23 protein-coding genes and 1 tRNA gene are annotated in these 17,874 nt (G+C 64.7%); 4 read left to right on the top strand and 20 right to left on the bottom strand.

The genetic code is table 11. The annotated features are described in order from the left end of the window. Positions 1 to 65: 65 nt before the first annotated feature. From IQ25_RS13285 to IQ25_RS13335, 12 genes are read right to left on the bottom strand one after another with little or no spacing between them, the layout of a single operon-like run. The gene (locus IQ25_RS13285; protein ID WP_144906599.1) at positions 66 to 416 is read right to left on the bottom strand and encodes a YbaN family protein; all 351 of its coding nucleotides are present in this window, start codon (positions 414 to 416) and stop codon (positions 66 to 68) included. Between the two features lie 16 nt (positions 417 to 432). After that, entirely contained in the window at positions 433 to 846 is a 414-nt protein-coding gene (locus IQ25_RS13290) for a SufE family protein (RefSeq protein WP_144906601.1), read from the bottom strand. Positions 847 to 896: 50 nt separating this feature from the next. After that, positions 897 to 1,073: a hypothetical protein gene (locus tag IQ25_RS21175; protein ID WP_181447249.1), complete on the bottom strand. Its 177-nt coding sequence runs from the start codon at positions 1,071 to 1,073 to the stop codon at positions 897 to 899. Next, positions 1,070 to 1,282, bottom strand: a complete 213-nt coding sequence (locus IQ25_RS13295; protein ID WP_144906602.1) for a hypothetical protein — start codon at positions 1,280 to 1,282, stop codon at positions 1,070 to 1,072. Before IQ25_RS13295 ends, IQ25_RS21175 begins: the two co-directional genes overlap by 4 nt. A 32-nt stretch (positions 1,283 to 1,314) precedes the next feature. Beyond that, the gene (locus tag IQ25_RS13300) at positions 1,315 to 1,560 is read right to left on the bottom strand and encodes a hypothetical protein (protein WP_144906604.1); all 246 of its coding nucleotides are present in this window, start codon (positions 1,558 to 1,560) and stop codon (positions 1,315 to 1,317) included. An 11-nt stretch (positions 1,561 to 1,571) separates the two neighbouring features. Beyond that, the gene (locus IQ25_RS13305) at positions 1,572 to 1,844 is read right to left on the bottom strand and encodes a hypothetical protein (protein ID WP_144906606.1); all 273 of its coding nucleotides are present in this window, start codon (positions 1,842 to 1,844) and stop codon (positions 1,572 to 1,574) included. Next, positions 1,841 to 2,143, bottom strand: a complete 303-nt coding sequence (locus IQ25_RS13310) for a hypothetical protein (protein ID WP_144906609.1) — start codon at positions 2,141 to 2,143, stop codon at positions 1,841 to 1,843. The genes IQ25_RS13305 and IQ25_RS13310 overlap by 4 nt, the downstream gene beginning before the upstream one ends. After that, positions 2,140 to 2,424: a hypothetical protein gene (locus IQ25_RS13315; protein ID WP_144906611.1), complete on the bottom strand. Its 285-nt coding sequence runs from the start codon at positions 2,422 to 2,424 to the stop codon at positions 2,140 to 2,142. The genes IQ25_RS13310 and IQ25_RS13315 overlap by 4 nt, the downstream gene beginning before the upstream one ends. 30 nt (positions 2,425 to 2,454) lie before the next feature. Then, on the bottom strand, positions 2,455 to 2,829 hold the full coding sequence (pspC, locus tag IQ25_RS13320; protein ID WP_144906613.1) for an envelope stress response membrane protein PspC: 375 nt from the start codon (positions 2,827 to 2,829) through the stop codon (positions 2,455 to 2,457). Next, the gene (gene pspB / locus IQ25_RS13325; protein WP_144906615.1) at positions 2,826 to 3,122 is read right to left on the bottom strand and encodes an envelope stress response membrane protein PspB; all 297 of its coding nucleotides are present in this window, start codon (positions 3,120 to 3,122) and stop codon (positions 2,826 to 2,828) included. The genes pspC and pspB overlap by 4 nt, the downstream gene beginning before the upstream one ends. Before the next feature lie 3 nt (positions 3,123 to 3,125). Next, complete coding sequence (pspA, locus tag IQ25_RS13330; protein WP_338112224.1) at positions 3,126 to 3,950, bottom strand: phage shock protein PspA; 825 nt, start codon at positions 3,948 to 3,950, stop codon at positions 3,126 to 3,128. Continuing rightward, entirely contained in the window at positions 3,950 to 4,144 is a 195-nt protein-coding gene (locus tag IQ25_RS13335) for a hypothetical protein (RefSeq protein WP_144906617.1), read from the bottom strand. The genes pspA and IQ25_RS13335 overlap by 1 nt, the downstream gene beginning before the upstream one ends. 145 nt (positions 4,145 to 4,289) lie before the next feature. Here IQ25_RS13335 and pspF point away from each other — a divergent pair, with 145 nt between their 5' ends. Both pspF and recF read left to right on the top strand, forming a co-directional pair. Further along, entirely contained in the window at positions 4,290 to 5,318 is a 1,029-nt protein-coding gene (gene pspF / locus IQ25_RS13340) for a phage shock protein operon transcriptional activator (RefSeq protein ID WP_144906619.1), read from the top strand. A gap of 40 nt (positions 5,319 to 5,358) precedes the next feature. Then, positions 5,359 to 6,432, top strand: a complete 1,074-nt coding sequence (gene recF / locus IQ25_RS13345; RefSeq protein WP_144906621.1) for a DNA replication/repair protein RecF — start codon at positions 5,359 to 5,361, stop codon at positions 6,430 to 6,432. Here the strand turns inward: recF and IQ25_RS13350 are convergent, their stop codons facing one another. After that, positions 6,433 to 7,116: an arylesterase gene (locus IQ25_RS13350; protein ID WP_144906623.1), complete on the bottom strand. Its 684-nt coding sequence runs from the start codon at positions 7,114 to 7,116 to the stop codon at positions 6,433 to 6,435. It abuts the gene before it with no gap. A 68-nt stretch (positions 7,117 to 7,184) separates the two neighbouring features. Here IQ25_RS13350 and IQ25_RS13355 point away from each other — a divergent pair, with 68 nt between their 5' ends. Then, complete coding sequence (locus IQ25_RS13355) at positions 7,185 to 7,889, top strand: ABC transporter ATP-binding protein (protein ID WP_181447250.1); 705 nt, start codon at positions 7,185 to 7,187, stop codon at positions 7,887 to 7,889. Then, positions 7,886 to 10,423, top strand: a complete 2,538-nt coding sequence (locus IQ25_RS13360) for an ABC transporter permease (RefSeq protein ID WP_158637746.1) — start codon at positions 7,886 to 7,888, stop codon at positions 10,421 to 10,423. Before IQ25_RS13355 ends, IQ25_RS13360 begins: the two co-directional genes overlap by 4 nt. On the opposite strand, the gene IQ25_RS13365 is transcribed toward IQ25_RS13360, so the two are convergent. From IQ25_RS13365 to IQ25_RS13395, 7 genes are all read right to left on the bottom strand, one after another. After that, entirely contained in the window at positions 10,420 to 10,836 is a 417-nt protein-coding gene (locus IQ25_RS13365; protein ID WP_144906628.1) for a DUF805 domain-containing protein, read from the bottom strand. The genes IQ25_RS13360 and IQ25_RS13365 overlap by 4 nt on opposite strands. A 47-nt stretch (positions 10,837 to 10,883) precedes the next feature. After that, complete coding sequence (locus IQ25_RS13370; RefSeq protein ID WP_144906630.1) at positions 10,884 to 11,300, bottom strand: DUF805 domain-containing protein; 417 nt, start codon at positions 11,298 to 11,300, stop codon at positions 10,884 to 10,886. Between the two features lie 96 nt (positions 11,301 to 11,396). After that, positions 11,397 to 14,321 carry a CHAT domain-containing protein gene (locus tag IQ25_RS13375; protein ID WP_144906632.1) on the bottom strand — a complete coding sequence of 975 codons (2,925 nt, stop codon included), beginning with the start codon at positions 14,319 to 14,321 and terminating at the stop codon, positions 11,397 to 11,399. Positions 14,322 to 14,398: 77 nt separating this feature from the next. After that, positions 14,399 to 15,319: an NAD-dependent epimerase/dehydratase family protein gene (locus tag IQ25_RS13380; RefSeq protein ID WP_144906634.1), complete on the bottom strand. Its 921-nt coding sequence runs from the start codon at positions 15,317 to 15,319 to the stop codon at positions 14,399 to 14,401. Then, positions 15,319 to 16,452: a glutamate 5-kinase gene (proB, locus tag IQ25_RS13385; protein ID WP_144906635.1), complete on the bottom strand. Its 1,134-nt coding sequence runs from the start codon at positions 16,450 to 16,452 to the stop codon at positions 15,319 to 15,321. The genes IQ25_RS13380 and proB overlap by 1 nt, the downstream gene beginning before the upstream one ends. Before the next feature lie 70 nt (positions 16,453 to 16,522). Beyond that, the gene (obgE, locus tag IQ25_RS13390) at positions 16,523 to 17,581 is read right to left on the bottom strand and encodes a GTPase ObgE (RefSeq protein WP_144906637.1); all 1,059 of its coding nucleotides are present in this window, start codon (positions 17,579 to 17,581) and stop codon (positions 16,523 to 16,525) included. A gap of 134 nt (positions 17,582 to 17,715) precedes the next feature. Then, positions 17,716 to 17,791: transfer RNA gene (locus IQ25_RS13395), tRNA-Ala, on the bottom strand. Positions 17,792 to 17,874: the final 83 nt, after the last annotated feature.

Genomic DNA, 17,874 nt, shown 5'->3' on the forward strand with positions numbered 1-17,874 from the left:
CAGCGAATCCAATCCTTTCAAGTGCATTGTCACCCTATCAGAATTGGAACAAATATAGAACAAGGCTATTCGGCCCGCGTCCAGATCCAGGTGCCGGTCACGCCCATGACCAGCGCAGGAATCAGCACCCAGGGCCAGCCTGCGGTGACGCCTGTCAACACAACGCCCGCGCCCATCGCGATGAGCGCGCCCTGCTTGGCCTTGCGCGAGATGGCGCGGCGCTCACGCCATTGGCGCAAGGGCGGGCCGTAGCGCGGGTGATCGAGCAGGCGCTGTTCCCACGCCGGGTTGGAGCGGGCGAAGCAGAAGGTGGCAAGGAGCAGGAAAGGTACAGTGGGCAGGATCGGCAGAAATGCACCGATGGCCCCAAGCGCCACGCTGATCACGCCGCCCGCGAGGTAGAGGTGGCGGCGCAAGTCCCCTGCCCTGCCGTCAGGCCGTGGCGGCGATGCGCGCGGCGTGCTCTCTTACCAGCGCGATCATGTTGGGAACGCCCTGCGTGCGGTTCGAGGACAGCTGCTTCTTGAGATCGAACGGAGCCAGTTCCTCGGCAATATCGGTTCCGGCGACTTCGGCGGCAGGCTTGTCCTGCACGGCGGCGAGGACCAGCGCGACGATGCCCTTGGTGATCGCGGCGTTGCTATCAGCGAGGAAGTGCAGCTTTCCGCCCTCGCCCTGCGTGGGATAGACCCAGACACTGGCCGAGCAGCCGCGCACAAGCGTGGCATCGGTCTTGAGCGCGTCTGGCATGTCCTCAAGCTCTCGCCCGAGTTCGATCAGGAGCCGGTAACGCTCGTCGCCGTCAAGGAATTCGTAATCTTCGAGGATGTCTTCAAGGCTGCGCATGAAGTGGCATTAGCGGGCGGCGCAAGGTGCGTCCACCACCTCCAGACCGATCAGCCCGAAAGGCCACCGGGGCGCGTAAAAGCGTACCATATGACGTAGATCCATGAGAGGACGCCATGGACCAGCGCCCAGACGATCGACTTGTGCAGGCTCCACGAAATGGTGACGGCGATGGCCGAGCCGAGGCCGATGCCGGCCTTGGCGGCGCCTTCGGTGTGGCGGCTCACAGGTCTACTCCCGAGGCGATTGCTTCAAGTTTGCGCAGACGCTCGCGCATGTCGGCAAGTTCGATCAGGCTGCCGGCATCACCTGTTTCTGTCCGTTGGAGTTCCATGCGCTTGAGGGCGAGCCAGCCATCCCAGCCGCGCAGGGCAGCAAGGGCGATCATGGCGAGGCCGGTCAGGCCGGAAAGGGATAGAACGAGTTCGGAGGACATCGGGAATGCTCCTGTTCGTCAGCGGTCGCAGGTTAACGGTCGCGCAGGGATTCGATCTCGCGCGAGAGGCGGCGGGTTTCGCCTTCGTCGGTCGCGATGCGTTCGAGCACTTCGAGCCGCTTGCGCAAGTCGGCGACTTCACGCTCGAGGCTAGCGGTGTAGGCGGGGTCGACCGGCGGTTGGTTAATGTGGCCACCACGGACTCGATCACGGTTGGTGCGGATAATCACGAAAGCGATAATCGCAATGATTGCGACGATGGTAGATCCGGGGCCCACTTCTTCAGTCCTCAGTTGACCTTGACGTCGCGCAGGTTTTCGATCTGCAGCGCGAGGTCTGTGTTGTTTTCGGTGGCGATGCGTTCGAGAACGCGGACGCGCTGTTCGAGACGTTCGGCCTGTGCCGCATATTGCGCGGCCTTCTCGGCGGTCTGCTTCGAGAGCAGTTCCAGTTCGCGTTCACGGAAAGCGAGGCGGCGCTTGTAGATGTCTGCACCGATGCCGAGGACGATGGGCAGGACGATGACCATGAACACCAGGGTCAGGACGACATCCTCGTTCATTGCGGTCTCTCCTGAGCCGGGCGCAAGGCGTCGATCTGGCGGGAGACGTCGAAGCCGCTGTCGGTGACGATGGCCTCGACGTTGGCAAGACGCTGATGGGTCTTGTCCAACTGGTCTCGCAGGAAGGCGTTTTCCTCGCGCAGCTTGGCATAGGCCTCAAGATCGGCGCGGTCGGTCTTGCCACCCCATTCGTCCTCGAGGGCATAGCCGTGCCGCGCGCGGATCCAGTTGTTGATCACCCAGCCGCCGGTGGAGATGGCGATGATGGCAAGGACGAACTCGGGGCCGCCCCAGTTCATTGTGGCCTCCGGTCTTCAAGCGCGGCCGTATCGCGGCGGAGCGCTTCGATCTGCGCGGCAGTATCAAAGCCCTTGTCGGTGACGATGGCTTCGAGGACGCGGACGCGCTCTTCGAGTTCGCGGGTATGCTGGGCGTATTGTGCGGCCTTTTCGGCGCTGAGTTCAGCGGTCGCATTGATCTGCATTTCGGCGATCTTGGTACGGTGCTTGGTCCAGATCGCGACGATCGGGATGCTCAGGGCAACGATCGGTATCAGGCTGCCAATTTCTGCTGGTCCCATGGTTCAGTCCCCCTCAGGACAGTTGTTTTCTTAGCGCAGCTTCTCGATTTCGGCCGAGAGACGCGGGTTGGAATTGACGTAGAAGCTCTCGACATCGGCCAGGCGGCGATCAATGTCGCGGAATTCGGCGCGGACTTCGCGGGCGGTGCGCGCCGGAGACTGGCGGACACGCTGCCAGAACTGCTGCTCCTGCCGATCGCCGTAGAGGTTCGCCGGCTTCTTGTTGGCCAGGAAACCAAGGGCGAAGTAGACGAGGAACGGCCAGCCCATCGAGAAGGCCAGGATCAGGAAACCAAGGCGAACCCAGAGGACATCGACCCCGGTGTAGTCGGCAATCCCGGCGCAGACGCCCATGAACTTGCCGTTGACCTTGTCGCGATAGAAGCGGGTGCGGGGGCTGTTCACTTCGAGGTCCTTCCCTGTTCGGCGAACAGGCGGTCCAGTTCGCGCAGTTTCTGATTGTCGGTTTCGCGATCGTGCATGATCCGCGCCGGCTTGAATTCGGGGTTGTCGGCTGCAACGAGGCGCTCGACCGTGTCCATGCGTTCGTCGAGGCGGCGGGCGAGCTGATAGAGTTCTTCCAGCAATGCCTCGTCACCGGTCGTCAAGGTGGCGGCGGTCTTCCACTTGGTGATGTAGTGGAAGATGATCCACGGCAGGCCGAGGACGATCGCAATAATGGCAACAACGTCTTCCATGGATCAGCCTTCCTTACCAAGCTGGCGTTTCATGGCTTCGAGTTCCTCATCGATCTTGTCCTTGCCCGCGAGCGCGGCGATCTCGTCCGCAAGGCTCGGCTTGGAGTTGCCATCGGCCAGGCTCAGCGCATCGGCGCGGCCTTCGGCATAGTCGACGCGGCGTTCGAGTTGGTCGAAGCGGGCCATGGCCTCGTCCACGCGCTCGTTGGCGAGGAGCGAGCGCAGGCGGACGCGGTTCTCGGCGCTTTCGAGGCGCGCGGCGATCGCAGTCTGGCGGCTGCGGGCTTCGCGCAGGCGGGTCTGCAGCTTCTCGATGTCCTGCTCGTAGGCGCGCATCGCATCATCGAGCACCGTGATCTCGGTCTTGAGCTGGTCGGCCATGTCGGCGGCCTTCTTCTTCTCGACCAAAGCCGCACGGGCGAGGTCCTCGCGGTCCTTCGACAGCGCGAGCTGGGCCTTTTCCGACCAATCGGCCTGAAGGCGTTCGAGCTTTGACACGTGACGGCCCATTTCCTTCTGATCGGCGATGGTGCGCGCGGCCGAGGCGCGGACTTCCACGAGGGTCTCTTCCATCTCCATGATGATCATCCGGATCATCTTGGCAGGATCGTCCGCCTTATCAAGCAAGTCGTTGAAATTGGCGGCAATGATGTCGCGAGTTCGCGAGAAGATACCCATCAGGTTGACTCCGGGAGTGAAGAGGGGGCGGGATTGGCCATTGCCGCCACCATTGCTGAAATTGCGAAGGCGATCCAGTTCCGCGTCGAGGCGGGTGGAACGGCCACCCTCCTGACGTTCGGAGCGGATCGGGGTGAGCTCGTCGGCCATCATGCCAGCTCACCGGTGATCGCAGCGCTCGAGGCCATGACGGTGGGAACGGCGTTCACCTGCTGGGTCAGGGCGAAGCAGCACATCACGACCATCGCACCAATGCTGGCAAGGCTGGCGCGGCCGAGCTGGGTGGAGAAGAAGCGGGCGGTGTACATTTTCGTGACCTTTCGGCGGGTTACTGTCTGGTTCATGGCGGCTGTCTGCCGGATGTTCATGTTAGAGCAAGGGGTGTGCCAAACTGCGATTTGCGCAGAAATCCGCCAGTTTTGGCGCTTTAGCATCCTTTAATGTTGGGAATTCTTGCCGAGACTTGGGAAAATGCGCTAATCCTGTGCCATGGACAGGGAGGTTCAATTTATCGGCCAGTCGGGCGCGTTTCTCGATGCGGTCGAACGCGCCAGCCGCGCCGCGCCGATGCGCCGCCCGGTTCTGGTGATCGGCGAGCGCGGGACCGGCAAGGAACTGATCGCGGAACGCCTCCACCGCCTGTCCGCGCGCTGGACCGAACCGCTGGTGACGATGAACTGCGCGGCCCTGCCCGAGACGCTGATCGAGGCCGAACTGTTCGGACATGAGGCGGGTGCGTTCACCGGCGCGACACGGGCACGGACCGGACGCTTCGAGGAGGCGGACAAGGGCACGCTGTTCCTCGACGAACTCGGCACGCTTTCGATGGGTGCGCAAGAGCGCCTGCTTCGCGCGGTGGAATATGGCGAAGTCACTCGGATCGGATCGAGCAAGCCGGTGCGCGTGGACGTGCGCATCGTTGCGGCGACCAACGAGGACCTGCCGAAGATGGCAGAACAGGGCCGCTTCCGCCCTGACCTGCTCGATCGGCTGAGTTTCGAGGTGATCACCCTGCCCCCGCTGCGCGTGCGCGAGGGCGACATTGCCGTGCTGGCCGATTACTTCGGGCGGCGCATGGCAGCGGAACTGCACTGGGATTCCTGGCCCGGCTTTGCCTCCATCGTGCAGAAGGCGATGGAGGAATACCTCTGGCCCGGCAACGTGCGCGAATTGCGCAACGTGGTGGAGCGTGCAGTGTATCGCTGGGACGACTGGACCAAGCCGATCGGCCACGTGCAGTTCGATCCGTTTGAAAGCCCTTGGAAGCCGGTCGCGCCAGTCCGACCGGAAACGGCGGAAGGCGAGGCGAGCGCTCCGATGCGGACAGTCGCGCCCTCAGGCGATCTCGACAGCGTGGCCGACCTGCGTGCGGCGGTGGATGCGCATGAGCGCGCGATCATCGAGCATCATCTGGGCCGTAACCGCTTCAACCAGCGCCAGACGGCCAAGGCGCTGGGGCTGACCTATGACCAGCTGCGCCATTGCATGAAGAAGCATGGGTTGAGTGATAAGGGTTGAGGTTTCGCTTTCAGCGCAAACCCACTAACGCCTCGCAGTAATGTCCCTCACCCGCCTCACCTTGCGCGACTTTCGCAACCATGCCGCAACGCGGCTGGAAGGGATGCGTGCGTTCAATGTGCTGGCGGGGGAGAACGGGGCGGGCAAGACCAATGTGCTCGAGGCGATCAGCCTGCTCGCGCCGGGGCGTGGGCTCAGGCGGGCGCAGCCGGTGGAAATGGCCGGGCGTAACGGCGATGGCGGGTTTGCCGTGGTGGCGGAGATGGAGGACGGAGGCGTGCAGATCGGCACGTCGACCGATGCTTCCGCGCCCAATCGCCGCGTGGTGCGGATCAACGGTGCGGAAGGCCCGGCGGCGCGGCTGGGCGAGTGGCTTTCTATCACCTGGCTGACGCCTGCGATGGACCGGCTCTTTGCCGAAAGCGCAGGCTCGCGGCGGCGGTTTCTGGACCGGCTGGTGCTGGCGCGGGAGCCCGGCCATGCGCGCAACGCCACGCGCTATGAGACGGCTCTGCGCGAGCGCAACCGGCTGCTGTCTGAGCCTTCAGAACCTGACCCGCTGTGGCTCGACGGGATCGAGGCGCAGATGGCCGAGACTGGCACAGCCATGGCGGCGGCACGGGCCGCGCTGGTGACAGATCTCGGGCGGGAACTGGAGACTGTGCCGGAGCAGCCGTTTGCGCGACCTTCGCTGCGCTATGCCAGCGAGGTGCCACTGGAGGCCGAGGCCCTGCGCCATATGCTGCGGGACGGGCGACGGCGGGACCGGGCTGCGGGGCGTTCGCTTATCGGGCCGCACCGTGATGATCTGGCCGTGACGCTTGCAACAAAGAATGCCCCGGCGGCAGATTGCTCGACCGGCGAGCAGAAGGCGATGCTGATCGCCATTGTCCTCGCCCATGCCGGGCTGACGGCGGGCGAGCGCCCTCGCCTGCTGCTGCTCGACGAGATCGCGGCGCATCTCGATCCGGTACGGCGGGCGGCGCTGTTCGAGCGGTTGGCACAGAGCGGGGCGCAGGTCTGGATGACGGGAACCGAAATGGCCCCCTTTGCGGAGGTTTCGGAAGTCAGCGCTGTTTGGACAGTGCGCGATGGGGTTGTCGAGCGCGCGTAGTTACTCCGCAACCGCCGCCTTCAGCGCCTCTGCCACCTGATCCTTCGTTGCAGCAACAATCCTGTCGACCCCGTCTGCATTGGGGTGAACGTTGTCCTCAAGCATCAGCGCTTTGTTGCCGAGCACCGGCGCGAGGAAGAACGGGACGAGGCCTGCCTTGTGCTTCTTGGCAAGGTCCGGCCAGATCGGGTTGAACTGCTTCTGGTAGTCCGCGCCGAGATTGGGCGCGGCGAGCATGCCGGTGAGGACGACGGGGATCTCGCGCTTGTCGAACTCGGTCAGGATCGCATCGAGGTTGGCGCGGGTTTCAGACGGCGGCAGCCCTCGCAGCATGTCGTTGCCGCCAAGGCCGACGAGCGCGAGCGTGGGCTTGATCGGCTGGTTGTCGAGCGTGAACTGCAGGCGCTGCAAGGCGGCAGCGGTCGTGTCCCCCGACACGCCGGCGTTGACCACCTTTGCCGGCACGCCCCGTGCATTGAGCGCTGCTTCCAGGCGCGGCGGATAGCCCTCCCCGGGGTTAAGCTGGTAGCCGGCATAGAGGCTGTCACCGAAGGCAAGGATCACGGGAGCGTCGGCGGGAACAGGCGCGGCGGCGCTTGCGGCGGTCGATGGCTGGGGGTCAGGGACCTTCTCCGGCGAGCAGGCGGCAATCACAAGGGTGGCGGCAAGAACGAAGCGGCGCATTGAAACTCCTAGGGCGCGCCCCCAAGTGCCGGTTGCACGCTGCAACCAATCTATGCCACGTGAGGCCTGTGACAAGCTCCCCCATATCGGTAATCGCCGCTTCGGCCCTGACGCTCTCGCTTGGCAGCGGAGAGGCGCGGGTCGAAATCCTGCGCGGAATCGATCTTTCGGTAATCGCTGGCGAGACTCTGGCGCTGCTCGGACCATCTGGATCGGGCAAGTCATCGCTGCTGGCGATCCTTTCGGGGCTTGAGCGTGCGAGTGCCGGTTCGCTCAACGTAGCGGGTGCCGACTTTACCGCGCTGGACGAGGACGGGCTTGCCGCCGCGCGACGTGGGCGGATCGGCATCGTGCTGCAGGCCTTCCACCTGCTGCCGACGATGACCGCGCTGGAAAACATTGCCACGCCGCTGGAACTGGCAGGCATGCCCGATGCCATGGTGCGGGCCGAGGCGGAGCTGGTCGCGGTTGGCCTCGGGCATAGGCTGCATCACTATCCGGCACAGCTTTCGGGCGGCGAGCAGCAGCGCGTGGCGATTGCCCGCGCGCTAGCGCCAAAGCCCGCAATCCTGTTTGCTGACGAGCCGACCGGCAACCTCGACCATGCGACCGGCGAAGCGGTTGCCGACCTGCTGTTTGCGCGGGCGGCAGAGGCGGGCGCGACGTTCATCATGGTTACGCACGACGAAGCGCTGGCTGCGCGATGCGGGCGGATCGTGAGACTGGCCGATGGCCGCATCGCCTCGGACGCGCCATCGGATTCTGGCGCGTGAACCTTTCATGGGGCGCCGCATGGGCGTTGGCACGGCGCGGACTGGACTGGCGGTTCAAGGGCCTGCGCCTGCTGCTGGTGTGCCTCGTGCTGGGTACCGCCGCCCTCTCCGCCATCGGCACCCTGACCGGCGCAATCGAGCGGGAACTGGCAACGCGCGGGCGCGAGATGCTGGGCGCGGATCTGGAATTCACGCTGGCCGCGCGGCAACCTTCACCCGATGAGAGCGCAGCCATTGCAGCGCTGGGCGAGGTTTCGGAAGGGGCGCGGTTGCAGGCGATGGCGCGAGTGCCTTCCGATGATACGCGCACGACGCCGGTCGAATTGAAGGCGGTCGATGGCAGGTGGCCGCTTTATGGGCAGTTCACGCTTGAGGGTGGAAAGACGGCAGGTGCGCCTGAGGGCATGGCCGCGTGGATTGCGCCCGGTGTGGCGGATCGGCTGGGCGTTCGCGTTGGTGACCGATTGCGAGTGGGTGAAGCTGACCTGACTGTGGGCGGGGTGATCGGGTCCGAACCAGATCGACTGGCCGAGGGGTTCTCGCTCGGGCCAACGGTGATCGTCAGCAAGGCCGCGCTCGATGCCTCGAAGCTGGTGCAGCCCGGATCAATGGTTCGGACCAAATTGCGGGTGAAGCTGCCTGGCAGTGCGGACGCGGTGGCGCTGGGCGAACGTATCAAGACGCAGTTTCCGCTGGCTGGCTACGAAGTGCGCACGCGCGAGAAGGCCTCGCCGGGGCTGGACCGGTTCGTTTCGCGGATGGGGCAGTTCCTTGTGCTGGTGGCGCTGGCGGCGCTGGCGATTGCCGGGATCGGCATCGGCAACGGGGTCAATTCCTACCTCGAAGCCCGGCGCGGGAGCATTGCCACGCTCAAGATTCTTGGCGCGTCGAGCGGGGACATTGCGCGAATCTACCTGCTGCAGCTGGCAGCCGCCTCCTCCCTGGCGATTCTTGGCGGGCTGGCGATCGGGGTGAGCATCACGCCGCTGATCGGCAAGGCGCTGCAAGGTCTGCTGCCGATTGAGGCCGGGTTTGTGTTGGACTGGGGCGCGCTGGCGATTGCGGCAGCCTATGGCGCGCTGATCGCGCTGACTTTCGCCGCGCCGCCGCTGGCGCGGGCCAAGGCCTTTCCGGCGATGGCTCTGATGCGGGCGCGGGTCAGTCCCTTGTCGGGTGGCTGGCAGGGCGCGGTGCTACCGGTAGCGTTGGGTCTTGGCGGGATCGTTGCGCTCGCGGTCTTGACTGCACCGCAAAAGCTGCTGGCGGCGGGGTTCCTCGGCGGAGCGGCTGCGCTGTTCGTGCTGCTTTCCTTGCTCGGGTGGGGGTTACAGCGGATGGCGGCAAAGCTGCCCCGCCCCGAGGGCGCGATTGCACGGATGGCACTGGCTAACCTGCATAGGCCGGGTGCGCAGACGTCAGCGCTGGTCGTGGCGCTAGGCTTCGGGCTCGCCGCCTTCGTTCTGCTGGCAGGCGTGCAGACCAGCCTTGATGGCAACATTGCACTGCGCGTGCCCAACAAGGCGCCGGACTACTTCGTGCTCGACCTGCCGCAGGGCAAGACGACCGAGTTCGACCGGATCGTTAAGACAGCGGCGCCGGAAGCGGTGGTCCGCAAGGTTCCCGCCTTGCGCGGCTCGATCACCGCCTATGGTCCACAGAGCGCAATGATCCGCGTGGCCGATCTCAAGGAAATCCCCGAGATTGCCTGGCCACTGCGCGGGGATCGTGGGCTGACCTATTCGAACGAAGTGCCCGAAGGCAACGTGCTGACCGCCGGGGAATGGTGGCCGAAGGGCTACTCCGGCGAGCCGCTCGTCTCGGTCGACGACGACTTGCGCGAGGCGCTGGGCCTGAAGCTCGGCGACCGGATCGCGGTTTCCATCCTCGGCGTGGAGCGCAGCGCGAAGATCGCTTCGTTCCGCAGGATCGACTGGGAGAACATGGGCTTCAACTATGTGCTGGTGTTCAGCCCCAACGCGATTGCCGATGCGCCACACAACCTTGCCGCGACGATCAGCCTGCCCGATCAGTCGAAGACACCCGAGGTTCGCCGCGCCATTCTGGGCGGCCTTGTGAAGGCCCTGCCCTCAAGCTCGGTGATCGAGATCGGGCCGGTGCTGGGACAGGCTCGCGAAATCCTCTCGCAGATGGGGACGGCAATTCTTGCAGCAGCAAGCGTGGCGATCCTTGCCGGGATGGCGGTGCTGGCAGGCGCGATTGCGGCGGCGCGCGAGCGCAAGACCTATGACAACGTGATCCTGCGCGTGCTCGGCGCGAGCAGGCGGCAGTTGCTGGTGCTGCTGCTGGCGGAATACGGACTGCTCAGCGCGTTGCTGGCTGGCGTGGCGCTGCTGCTCGGCACGGGCGTCGCCTGGGGCGTAATCGTGCTGCTGTTCGAGTTCGACTGGCTGCCCGACTGGCCGCGCATCCTTGGCGTGCTTGGCGGCGGGGTGGCGCTGGTGATGGTGCTGGCGGTGGCAGGCTCGGTCGGGCTGCTGCGAACCCGACCGGCACAGGTGCTGCGCGAGCTTTAGGAAAAGACGTCAGCGGGCGTTGGATTCTTCGGGTCGGGCCCGAAGCGGTTTGGCCCGCGCGTGCCATCGAGGCACATCAGCACGAAGATCGCGAACCAGCCGAGGAACGGGATTATCCAAAGCAGCAGGAGCCAGCCGCTCCGATCCTGATCGTGGAGACGACGGACCGAAACAGCGAGGCCCGGAACAATCGACACTAGCCAGAACAGGCCGCCGATCCATCCCCCGGTGCCGACAAGCCGCGAGCCATAGACGAACGCGCCGTTGCCGCGCGTGACCTCATTGGTGCCGAAGACCGCGTTGAGCGCGATCATCACCAGCACGTAGAACAGCGCGAACATCCAGTATTCCTTGCGCCGCGAACGGCCAGAAAACTCGGCATAGCGGCGATAGGGCTGGATCATCCAGTTCATCAGGCATTCCCTTTCAGGCACGGCACCGGGCCGCTCCCGTAGCTGGGTCAGGCGAAAATGTCCGCGTTGTGCGGATTCTTGGGATCGCTTCCGAAACGGTTCGGCCCGCGCGTACCGTCAAGGCACATGAAGATGAACACGATCAGACCACCGACATAGGGAATGAAACCAAGCAACACCATCCAGCCCGACCTGTCCTGATCGTGAAAGCGGCGCACCTGTACCGCGATCGAAGGAATGAAGCTGCCGAGGACGAAAATCCCCAGAAGGCCCGCGCCGAGCCAGAACAGCAGACCGGGCTCGCTGCCTGTCTCTTCAGCCGACATCATGCCGCCGCCAAGCATGAGCATCATGCAGATCATGGTGACGATCAGCGACAGCAACACGAACATCCAGTATTCCTTACGCCGGGAACGTCCCGAAAAATCGGCGTAACGGCGATAGGGCATCATCATCCATTCCATGGCATTCCCCCTTTTGACTTTGCCCTCGACCGGCAAAGTAGACGCAGACGAACACGGATTGGAAATTCGCGCAAGTATCGGCGGTCACATCCGGCGTCAGTTGCCCACCAGCACGAAAGGTGCCCAAGTTGCGGGATGCGCGCCGCCAGGCACCTTTGAGTCCTTCAGGATGGCCAGTTGCGCACGACGCAAGGCCTCAGCCCGGGACAAGCCTTTACCTGCGCCTTTCAGCGTGTCGAGAGTAAGGCGGCTGGCAACGTCATCGCGGACAGGCCAGTGCGAGAGCAGCAAGGAACGTGCGCCTGCCGCGACAAAGGACCGCGCCAAGCCCGAAAAGGTTGGCGCGCTTTCGCTGTCGCCGGCGCTAGTATCGCAGGCCGAGAGGATCACCCAATCGGCATCGAGCCGCAGCTTGGCGATTTCAGAGGCAGTGAGCAGGCCGTCGTCGGTCTCGCTCGGCTGATCGGGCGGCGTGAGAACCAGAGCAGGCTCGACCAGATCGCGGAAGGCTCCGCTGACAAGACCGTGCGTGGCGAAGGCAAGAACGCTGGCCTGTTCCAGTGGCGCTGCCTTGACCGCTGCTTCGGTCGCATCCGCGCCAATCAGCAAGGCTGGCTTGCCGGGAAAAGCCGTGGCCATGGCCCGCAGTTCGTCAGCCGCGCCGGGCAAGCTGGCCAGCTCGCGCAGGGCCTTGGTGCTGGTATCTCCCGAACGCAGCAGCAGAGCAGTACGAGTGGCCAGGCGAACGGGCTGGCCCAACACTGGCGCACCTATGCCGGCGAAGGTCACTTCGCGCTTGCCGCCTTCGCGTTGCGGAAGCGGCACGGCGGCAAGCGGGACAGAGACCGCATGATCCATTGCCAACCAGCGTGTGCTTCGCAGCGCTGCAGGTGCGTCATCGGAGCCTTGCGGTGCTTGCGTGACCAACGCGGAAAAGGGCAGCGCGGCAAGGCCACCAGGGGCGAGTATGCGCAAGTCTGGCGCAGCCTTGATGGCCTGCCGGATCGGTGCCGGGAAGAGCAGTTGGTAAAGTTCGAACGCAGCCTTGCGATCGAAGCCTCCTGCACCGTTGTTGACAAGGCCAAGGTCGATAGAACCGCGCATGCGCTTGATCAGGTCCAGCAGTGGCCGCGGGGCAATCGCGCTTTCGGCAACCACCGCCTTGTCAGCCGTTACGGCAAGGATCACCAGGCCGTCCTCGTCCTGCCCGAAGAGCACAAGAGCTTGTCCCTTGGCCAATGACTTCTGGGCAGCCGAGAGAGAAGCCGGCTCCACTGCGGTCTGCAGCGAATAGCCGGGGATCAGTTCCGCCAGACGCGCATCCTCTTGCCGGATATGGGCATCGATCTCAGCAAGCTGGCGATTGAGCGCGTCGACGGTATCGCCCTTTCCCGCCGCGACTTGCGCGTTGAGCGTGCGGCGTAGTCTCGCTCCATCGGCGGCGAGCGACTGGTAGCGCCGGATGACCTCGGTCGCCTCGGCGCCATTGCCGTCGCGCAGCATGGCCAGGCTGGACATGGCACTCTGCAGATCGCCAAGGTTGGCCAGTTGCAATGCCTCGAACGCTTGCGCTGGATCGTTTGCCGCTTCGGCAAACCGCGCCTGCTGGACAAAGAGGAAATGATATTGTTCCGCCAGCCTCATGACCTCGCCGCGCGGCGTGGCGCGGTCAAGCAGGCGGGCTCGCGCTGGCGCCAGAATCTGAACGGTTCGGGTTAGCGCTCCGGCCACATCGCCTCTGGCTGCGGCAATCTGCTCGGCAAAAATCAAGCCGCAAAGCCGGCGAAAGTTGGCATCGAGGGCCCGTTGCCTGAAAGCGGCGTTGGCATGATCCAGCAGAATGGACGCGTCATCAAGACGGCGGTTCGCGATGTATTCGCGCGCCAGATTGACCTCTGCCAGAAGCACGTCCGGATGTTCTGCAGAGGCCGCGCGCTTTCGCCCCACTTGCAGCGCTTTTTCACGCAGGACCAGCGATTGTGCCTTGTCGCCACGCCAAGCGGCAAGCCGCGCCAACTGGCCAATGGCAGTAGCGCCTACCGTTTCTTTGCGTTCAGTGTTGCTGTTCTCAAAAATCTCGGCGGCGCGCTCGTAGAAGGGTAGCGCCTCATCCTTGTGCCCGGAATTATCGAGCGCAAAGCCCAGAGCACTGAGCGAGAACGCAATGTCCTGATGCCCGGCAGGGTAGGCCTTGGTGCGCAGATCCAGAGTTCTGCGTATGACCGGGATGGCTTGGGCAAAGAGTCCGGACTCACTGAGTGATGCGCCCAACTGATTCAGGGCAGCCATAGTAACACGGTGGTCTTCGCCCAGATGCGTTTCGGCCCATACCGCCGCTTCTCGAGCCGGCTCAATGGAGGACGCGGTATCACCAGATTGAATAAGCAGAGCGGCCAGGCTCAGCCCAAAGATTGCTGGCTGTTCGATATCATCACCGGTCAGATTGGCATGCGCACGGGCCAGGCGCAGCGCTTCGCGCACTCGCGGCAGTGCTTTCAAAGGCTCGCCCTGCCGGAACTCTACCAGAGCCATACCGTAAAGCGCCGATGCGTATTCGATGCTCTCGGGACCGGCTGTCTGCGCTGTAAGGTCGAGCGCTCGCAGCTTGTAGCGGGTGGCTTCTTCAAGCTTGCCGAGGGAGGAGTAGAGCGAGCCGATATTGTTGACGAGTTCGGCCCGGTCGGGGGTCATCGGGTATTTGCCGGATTCCAGTTCGGCCTCGAGCCTGTGGTAGATTCCCAATGCCTCGTCATAGCGATCGAGCCAGAACAGGGCATTGGCGCGGCTGGCCTCGGCGTAGATCATGTCCAGCCGGTCAATCCCCTTGGTCTTTCGAGCACGAGCGAGCACCGCATCGATCTTTGCCAGCGCCTCGTCGGGCTTGCCCGCCGTGTCCATGGTCTTGAGAGCCTTCACTTCATCGGCAAGACTTCGCGGGGATGAAGAAACCTGCTCTGCCGATTGTGCAAACCCCGGTGATGCTACTGCCAGAAGTGCCGCGAACCAGATTGCCCTAACCATTCCCGCCCCAATACATCCAGTTTGGAAGCAATGGTTAACCGCAGTTCAGGGAAACGAAAGTGTGTTTTGGCACATTATCACTTCAACCACCCCGCCTCGCGATACCACGCCGCCGTGGCGTGAAGGCCCATGCGGGTTTCTACCTGGGGGAGCCACAGGTCTGCCGGGGGCTGGTTGCCTTCGCCTGCGCGCCAGTCCGGGTGGCACATGTAGCCGACGCGATCCATCGTCAGCTTGGCGCCCTTGCCACGGAAGCGCGCGTCGAGCCTTGCGCCGAGGCGCAACATTCCGGCGGGCAGGTTGATCGCGGTGGCGCGCTTGCCCATGGCCATGCCGATGGCGCGGGCGAGATCGGTGTTGGTCCACCCGCCGGGGGTGCCGTCGTCGGGCTCGAAGGTCATGTGCGTCACCTCCTCGCCGCCGGGGATCAGGGCGAGCAGGAGGCGGGCGAGGTCGTTGACGTGGATGATCGAGAGGTGGCCCTGCGGCGGCAGCGGCACCACGCCGCGCCGGGCCAGCTTGAACAGCTCGAACATCTCGGTATCGCGCGGGCCATAGACGGCGGGCGGGCGGACCACGGTCCAGTCGAGGCTGCTGGCCTTGACGATCTTCTCGCCGCGCAGCTTCGACCGGCCGTAGACCGAAAGGTCCGGCTCGCGCGCGGAGAGCGAGGAAACGTGAAACAGGCGCGGTACGCCCGCCTCCAGCGCGGCGTTGACGACATTGAGCGTGCCCCAGACGTTGCCATCCTCGAACCCTTGGGGATCGGGCGCGTTGACCACGCCCGCGATGTGCAGGACCACGCTGGCGCGGCCAACGAGGCGCTGGAGCGCGCGCTTGTCACCAAGGTCGCCCTGCACCCATTCCACTCCGGCGCGGGCATCCTGCGGGCGACGGGCAAGAGCCCGGACTTCGATCCCGGCGCGGGCGGCGTAATCGAGCACGGCTTGACCGACGAACCCGGTCGCCCCGGTAATCGCCAGCAATTCTGCAGCCATTACAGCAGCACCATCTGATCGCGATGGATCAGAGCCGAGCGGGGCGCGTAGCCGAGCAGCGCCTCGTGCTCACGGCTGTGGCGGCCTTTGAGGCGGGCGCATTCGGCGGCATCGTATTCGGAAAGGCCGCGTGCGAGAGTCTGGCCATCAGGGCCGACAACGGCAATGGCATCGCCGCGCTGGAAATCGCCTTCGACGCTGGTGATCCCGGCAGCGAGCAGGCTGGAGCCGCGGGCGAGTGCCGCAGCAGCCCCGGCATCAACGTGGACGACCCCACGCATCCGCATCCGCCCACCAAGCCAAGCCTTGCGCGCCTGCTTTCGCCCGCGCGGCAGGAACAGCGTGCCGCGATCCGCGCTCATGGCGGAACTGATGGGTGAGACAGGCTGCCCGTCGATGATGGCGAGTGCCATGCCGGCAAGTTCGGCGATCTCTGCCGCCTGCAGCTTTGAGGTCATCCCACCCGAGCCGAGGCCAGAGGACGAACCGCCCGTGGCCATCGCATGGATTTCGGGAGTGACGCCCTTCACCACGGGAATGCGGGTGGCACCCGGTTCGCGCGGGTCGCGGTCATAGAGACCGTCAATGTCGGACAGCAGCAGCACGCCGCTTGCCCCTGCCGCCTGCCCGACACGGGCGGCCAGCCGGTCATTGTCGCCGAAGCGGATTTCCTGCGTGGCGACGGAATCGTTCTCGTTGATCACCGGCACTGCACCGGCTGCGAGAAGCGTGCCGAGCGTGGCGGTGACATTGAGGTAGCGGCGGCGATCCTCAAGGTCTTCGAGCGTCAGCAGGATCTGCGCGGCGGTAAGGCCATGCGCAGCGAGAAGTTCGGCCCAGAGGCCTGCAAGCGCGATCTGGCCGACCGACGCCGCAGCCTGGGCATCTGACAGACTGCCGCGCCCGCCCTTGGCCAGCCCCAGCTTGCGCGCGCCGAGCGCAATCGCGCCAGAGGAGACGACAATCACTTCCTGCCCTGCAGCGCGTGCTGCGGCGATCTCGGCCACCAGCGCGGTCAGCCATTCGCGCCGGGGGGCGCCGTCCTTGCCGACAAGCAGCGCCGACCCGACCTTGACCACAAGGCGCGGACAGGTGGCGGCGTTCGTCAGATGGGCAAGCTGGCTGATCTTCATGAGGGCCGCTTAGGGTATTTGTGACGGGGCGGGAAGGGTTACCGGTCCTGCACGCAGTGCGTTTGGACGATCAGATCGGCGACCAGGGTTTTTCGTCCGCCTGCTCCTCGACCTGGCCGGTCGGGCGTTCGGTCACCGTAGCGGCAGGCAGGTGCTCGAGCACGGCGTCAAGCAGGGCGTCCATGCCCTTCCCTGTCGCGCCGGAGATCGGGTAGACCTTGCGAGCACCGGCCGCGCGCAGCTCCTTGGTGAAGGCCTTGACCAGTTCGGCATCGACAAGGTCGATCTTGTTCAGCGCGATCAGGCGCGGCTTTTCGTCGAGACCGCCGCCGTAGGCCTCAAGCTCGCTTTCGACGATCTGCATGGCTTCAGCAGGATCGGTCTCGCTGTGGATGTCGATCAGGTGGATCAGCACGCGGCAGCGCTCGATATGGCCGAGGAAGCGGTCACCGATGCCGACACCTTCAGCCGCACCCTCGATCAGTCCGGGAATGTCGGCCAGCACGAACTCGCGGTTGCGATGGCTGACCACGCCAAGTTGCGGGCGCAGCGTGGTGAAGGCGTACTCGCCGACCTTTGCCTTGGTGTTGGTGATCTTGTTGATGAAGGTCGACTTGCCCGCATTTGGCAGGCCAACAAGCCCTGCATCGGCCATGAGTTTGAGCCGAAGCCAGACGTACATTTCCTCGCCCGGCCAACCTGGGCCGTGCTGACGCGGGGCGCGGTTGGTAGAAGACTTGTAGGATGCGTTGCCGCGCCCGCCATCACCGCCTCGCAGCAGGACCACGCGCTTGCCCACTTCGGTGAGGTCGAGCAGCACGGTCTCGCGGTCATCATCAAGCACCTGCGTGCCGACGGGAACCTTGATCACGAGATCCTCACCGCCCGCGCCGGTCCGGTTGGAGCCCGCACCGCCGTGTCCGCGTTGCGCCTTGAAGTGCTGGGTGTAGCGGAAGTCGATCAAGGTATTCAGTCCGGCGACGGCCTCGAACACGATGTCGCCGCCCTTGCCGCCATTGCCGCCATTGGGGCCGCCGTACTCTTCGTACTTTTCGCGGCGGAAGCTGACCGCGCCGGGGCCGCCCTGGCCCGAGCGGATGAAGATCTTGGCCTGATCGAGAAAATGCATCTGGGTAACGTGTCCACTGACAGGCCCGAATGCAATAGCGCCGGGCCCCCTAAGCGAGCCTGTTGGTCCCGTTCATGGAGTTCCTGGAGCCTCGAACCGCAAGGCGCCTGCCAATCAGGCGGTTCGATGATACCTGGTGGAGCCGAGGGGGATCGAACCCCTGACCTCGTCATTGCGAACGACGCGCTCTCCCATCTGAGCTACGGCCCCGTTCCCGGTATCGCCCCACGACACTACCGCAGGGAGCGCCGCCATTAGCGCAGCGTCCCAGCTGTGAAAAGTGGCATTTTCGA

This window comes from Novosphingobium taihuense (assembly GCF_007830315.1).
In the GTDB taxonomy this organism is placed as follows: Bacteria; Pseudomonadota; Alphaproteobacteria; order Sphingomonadales; family Sphingomonadaceae; genus Novosphingobium; species Novosphingobium taihuense.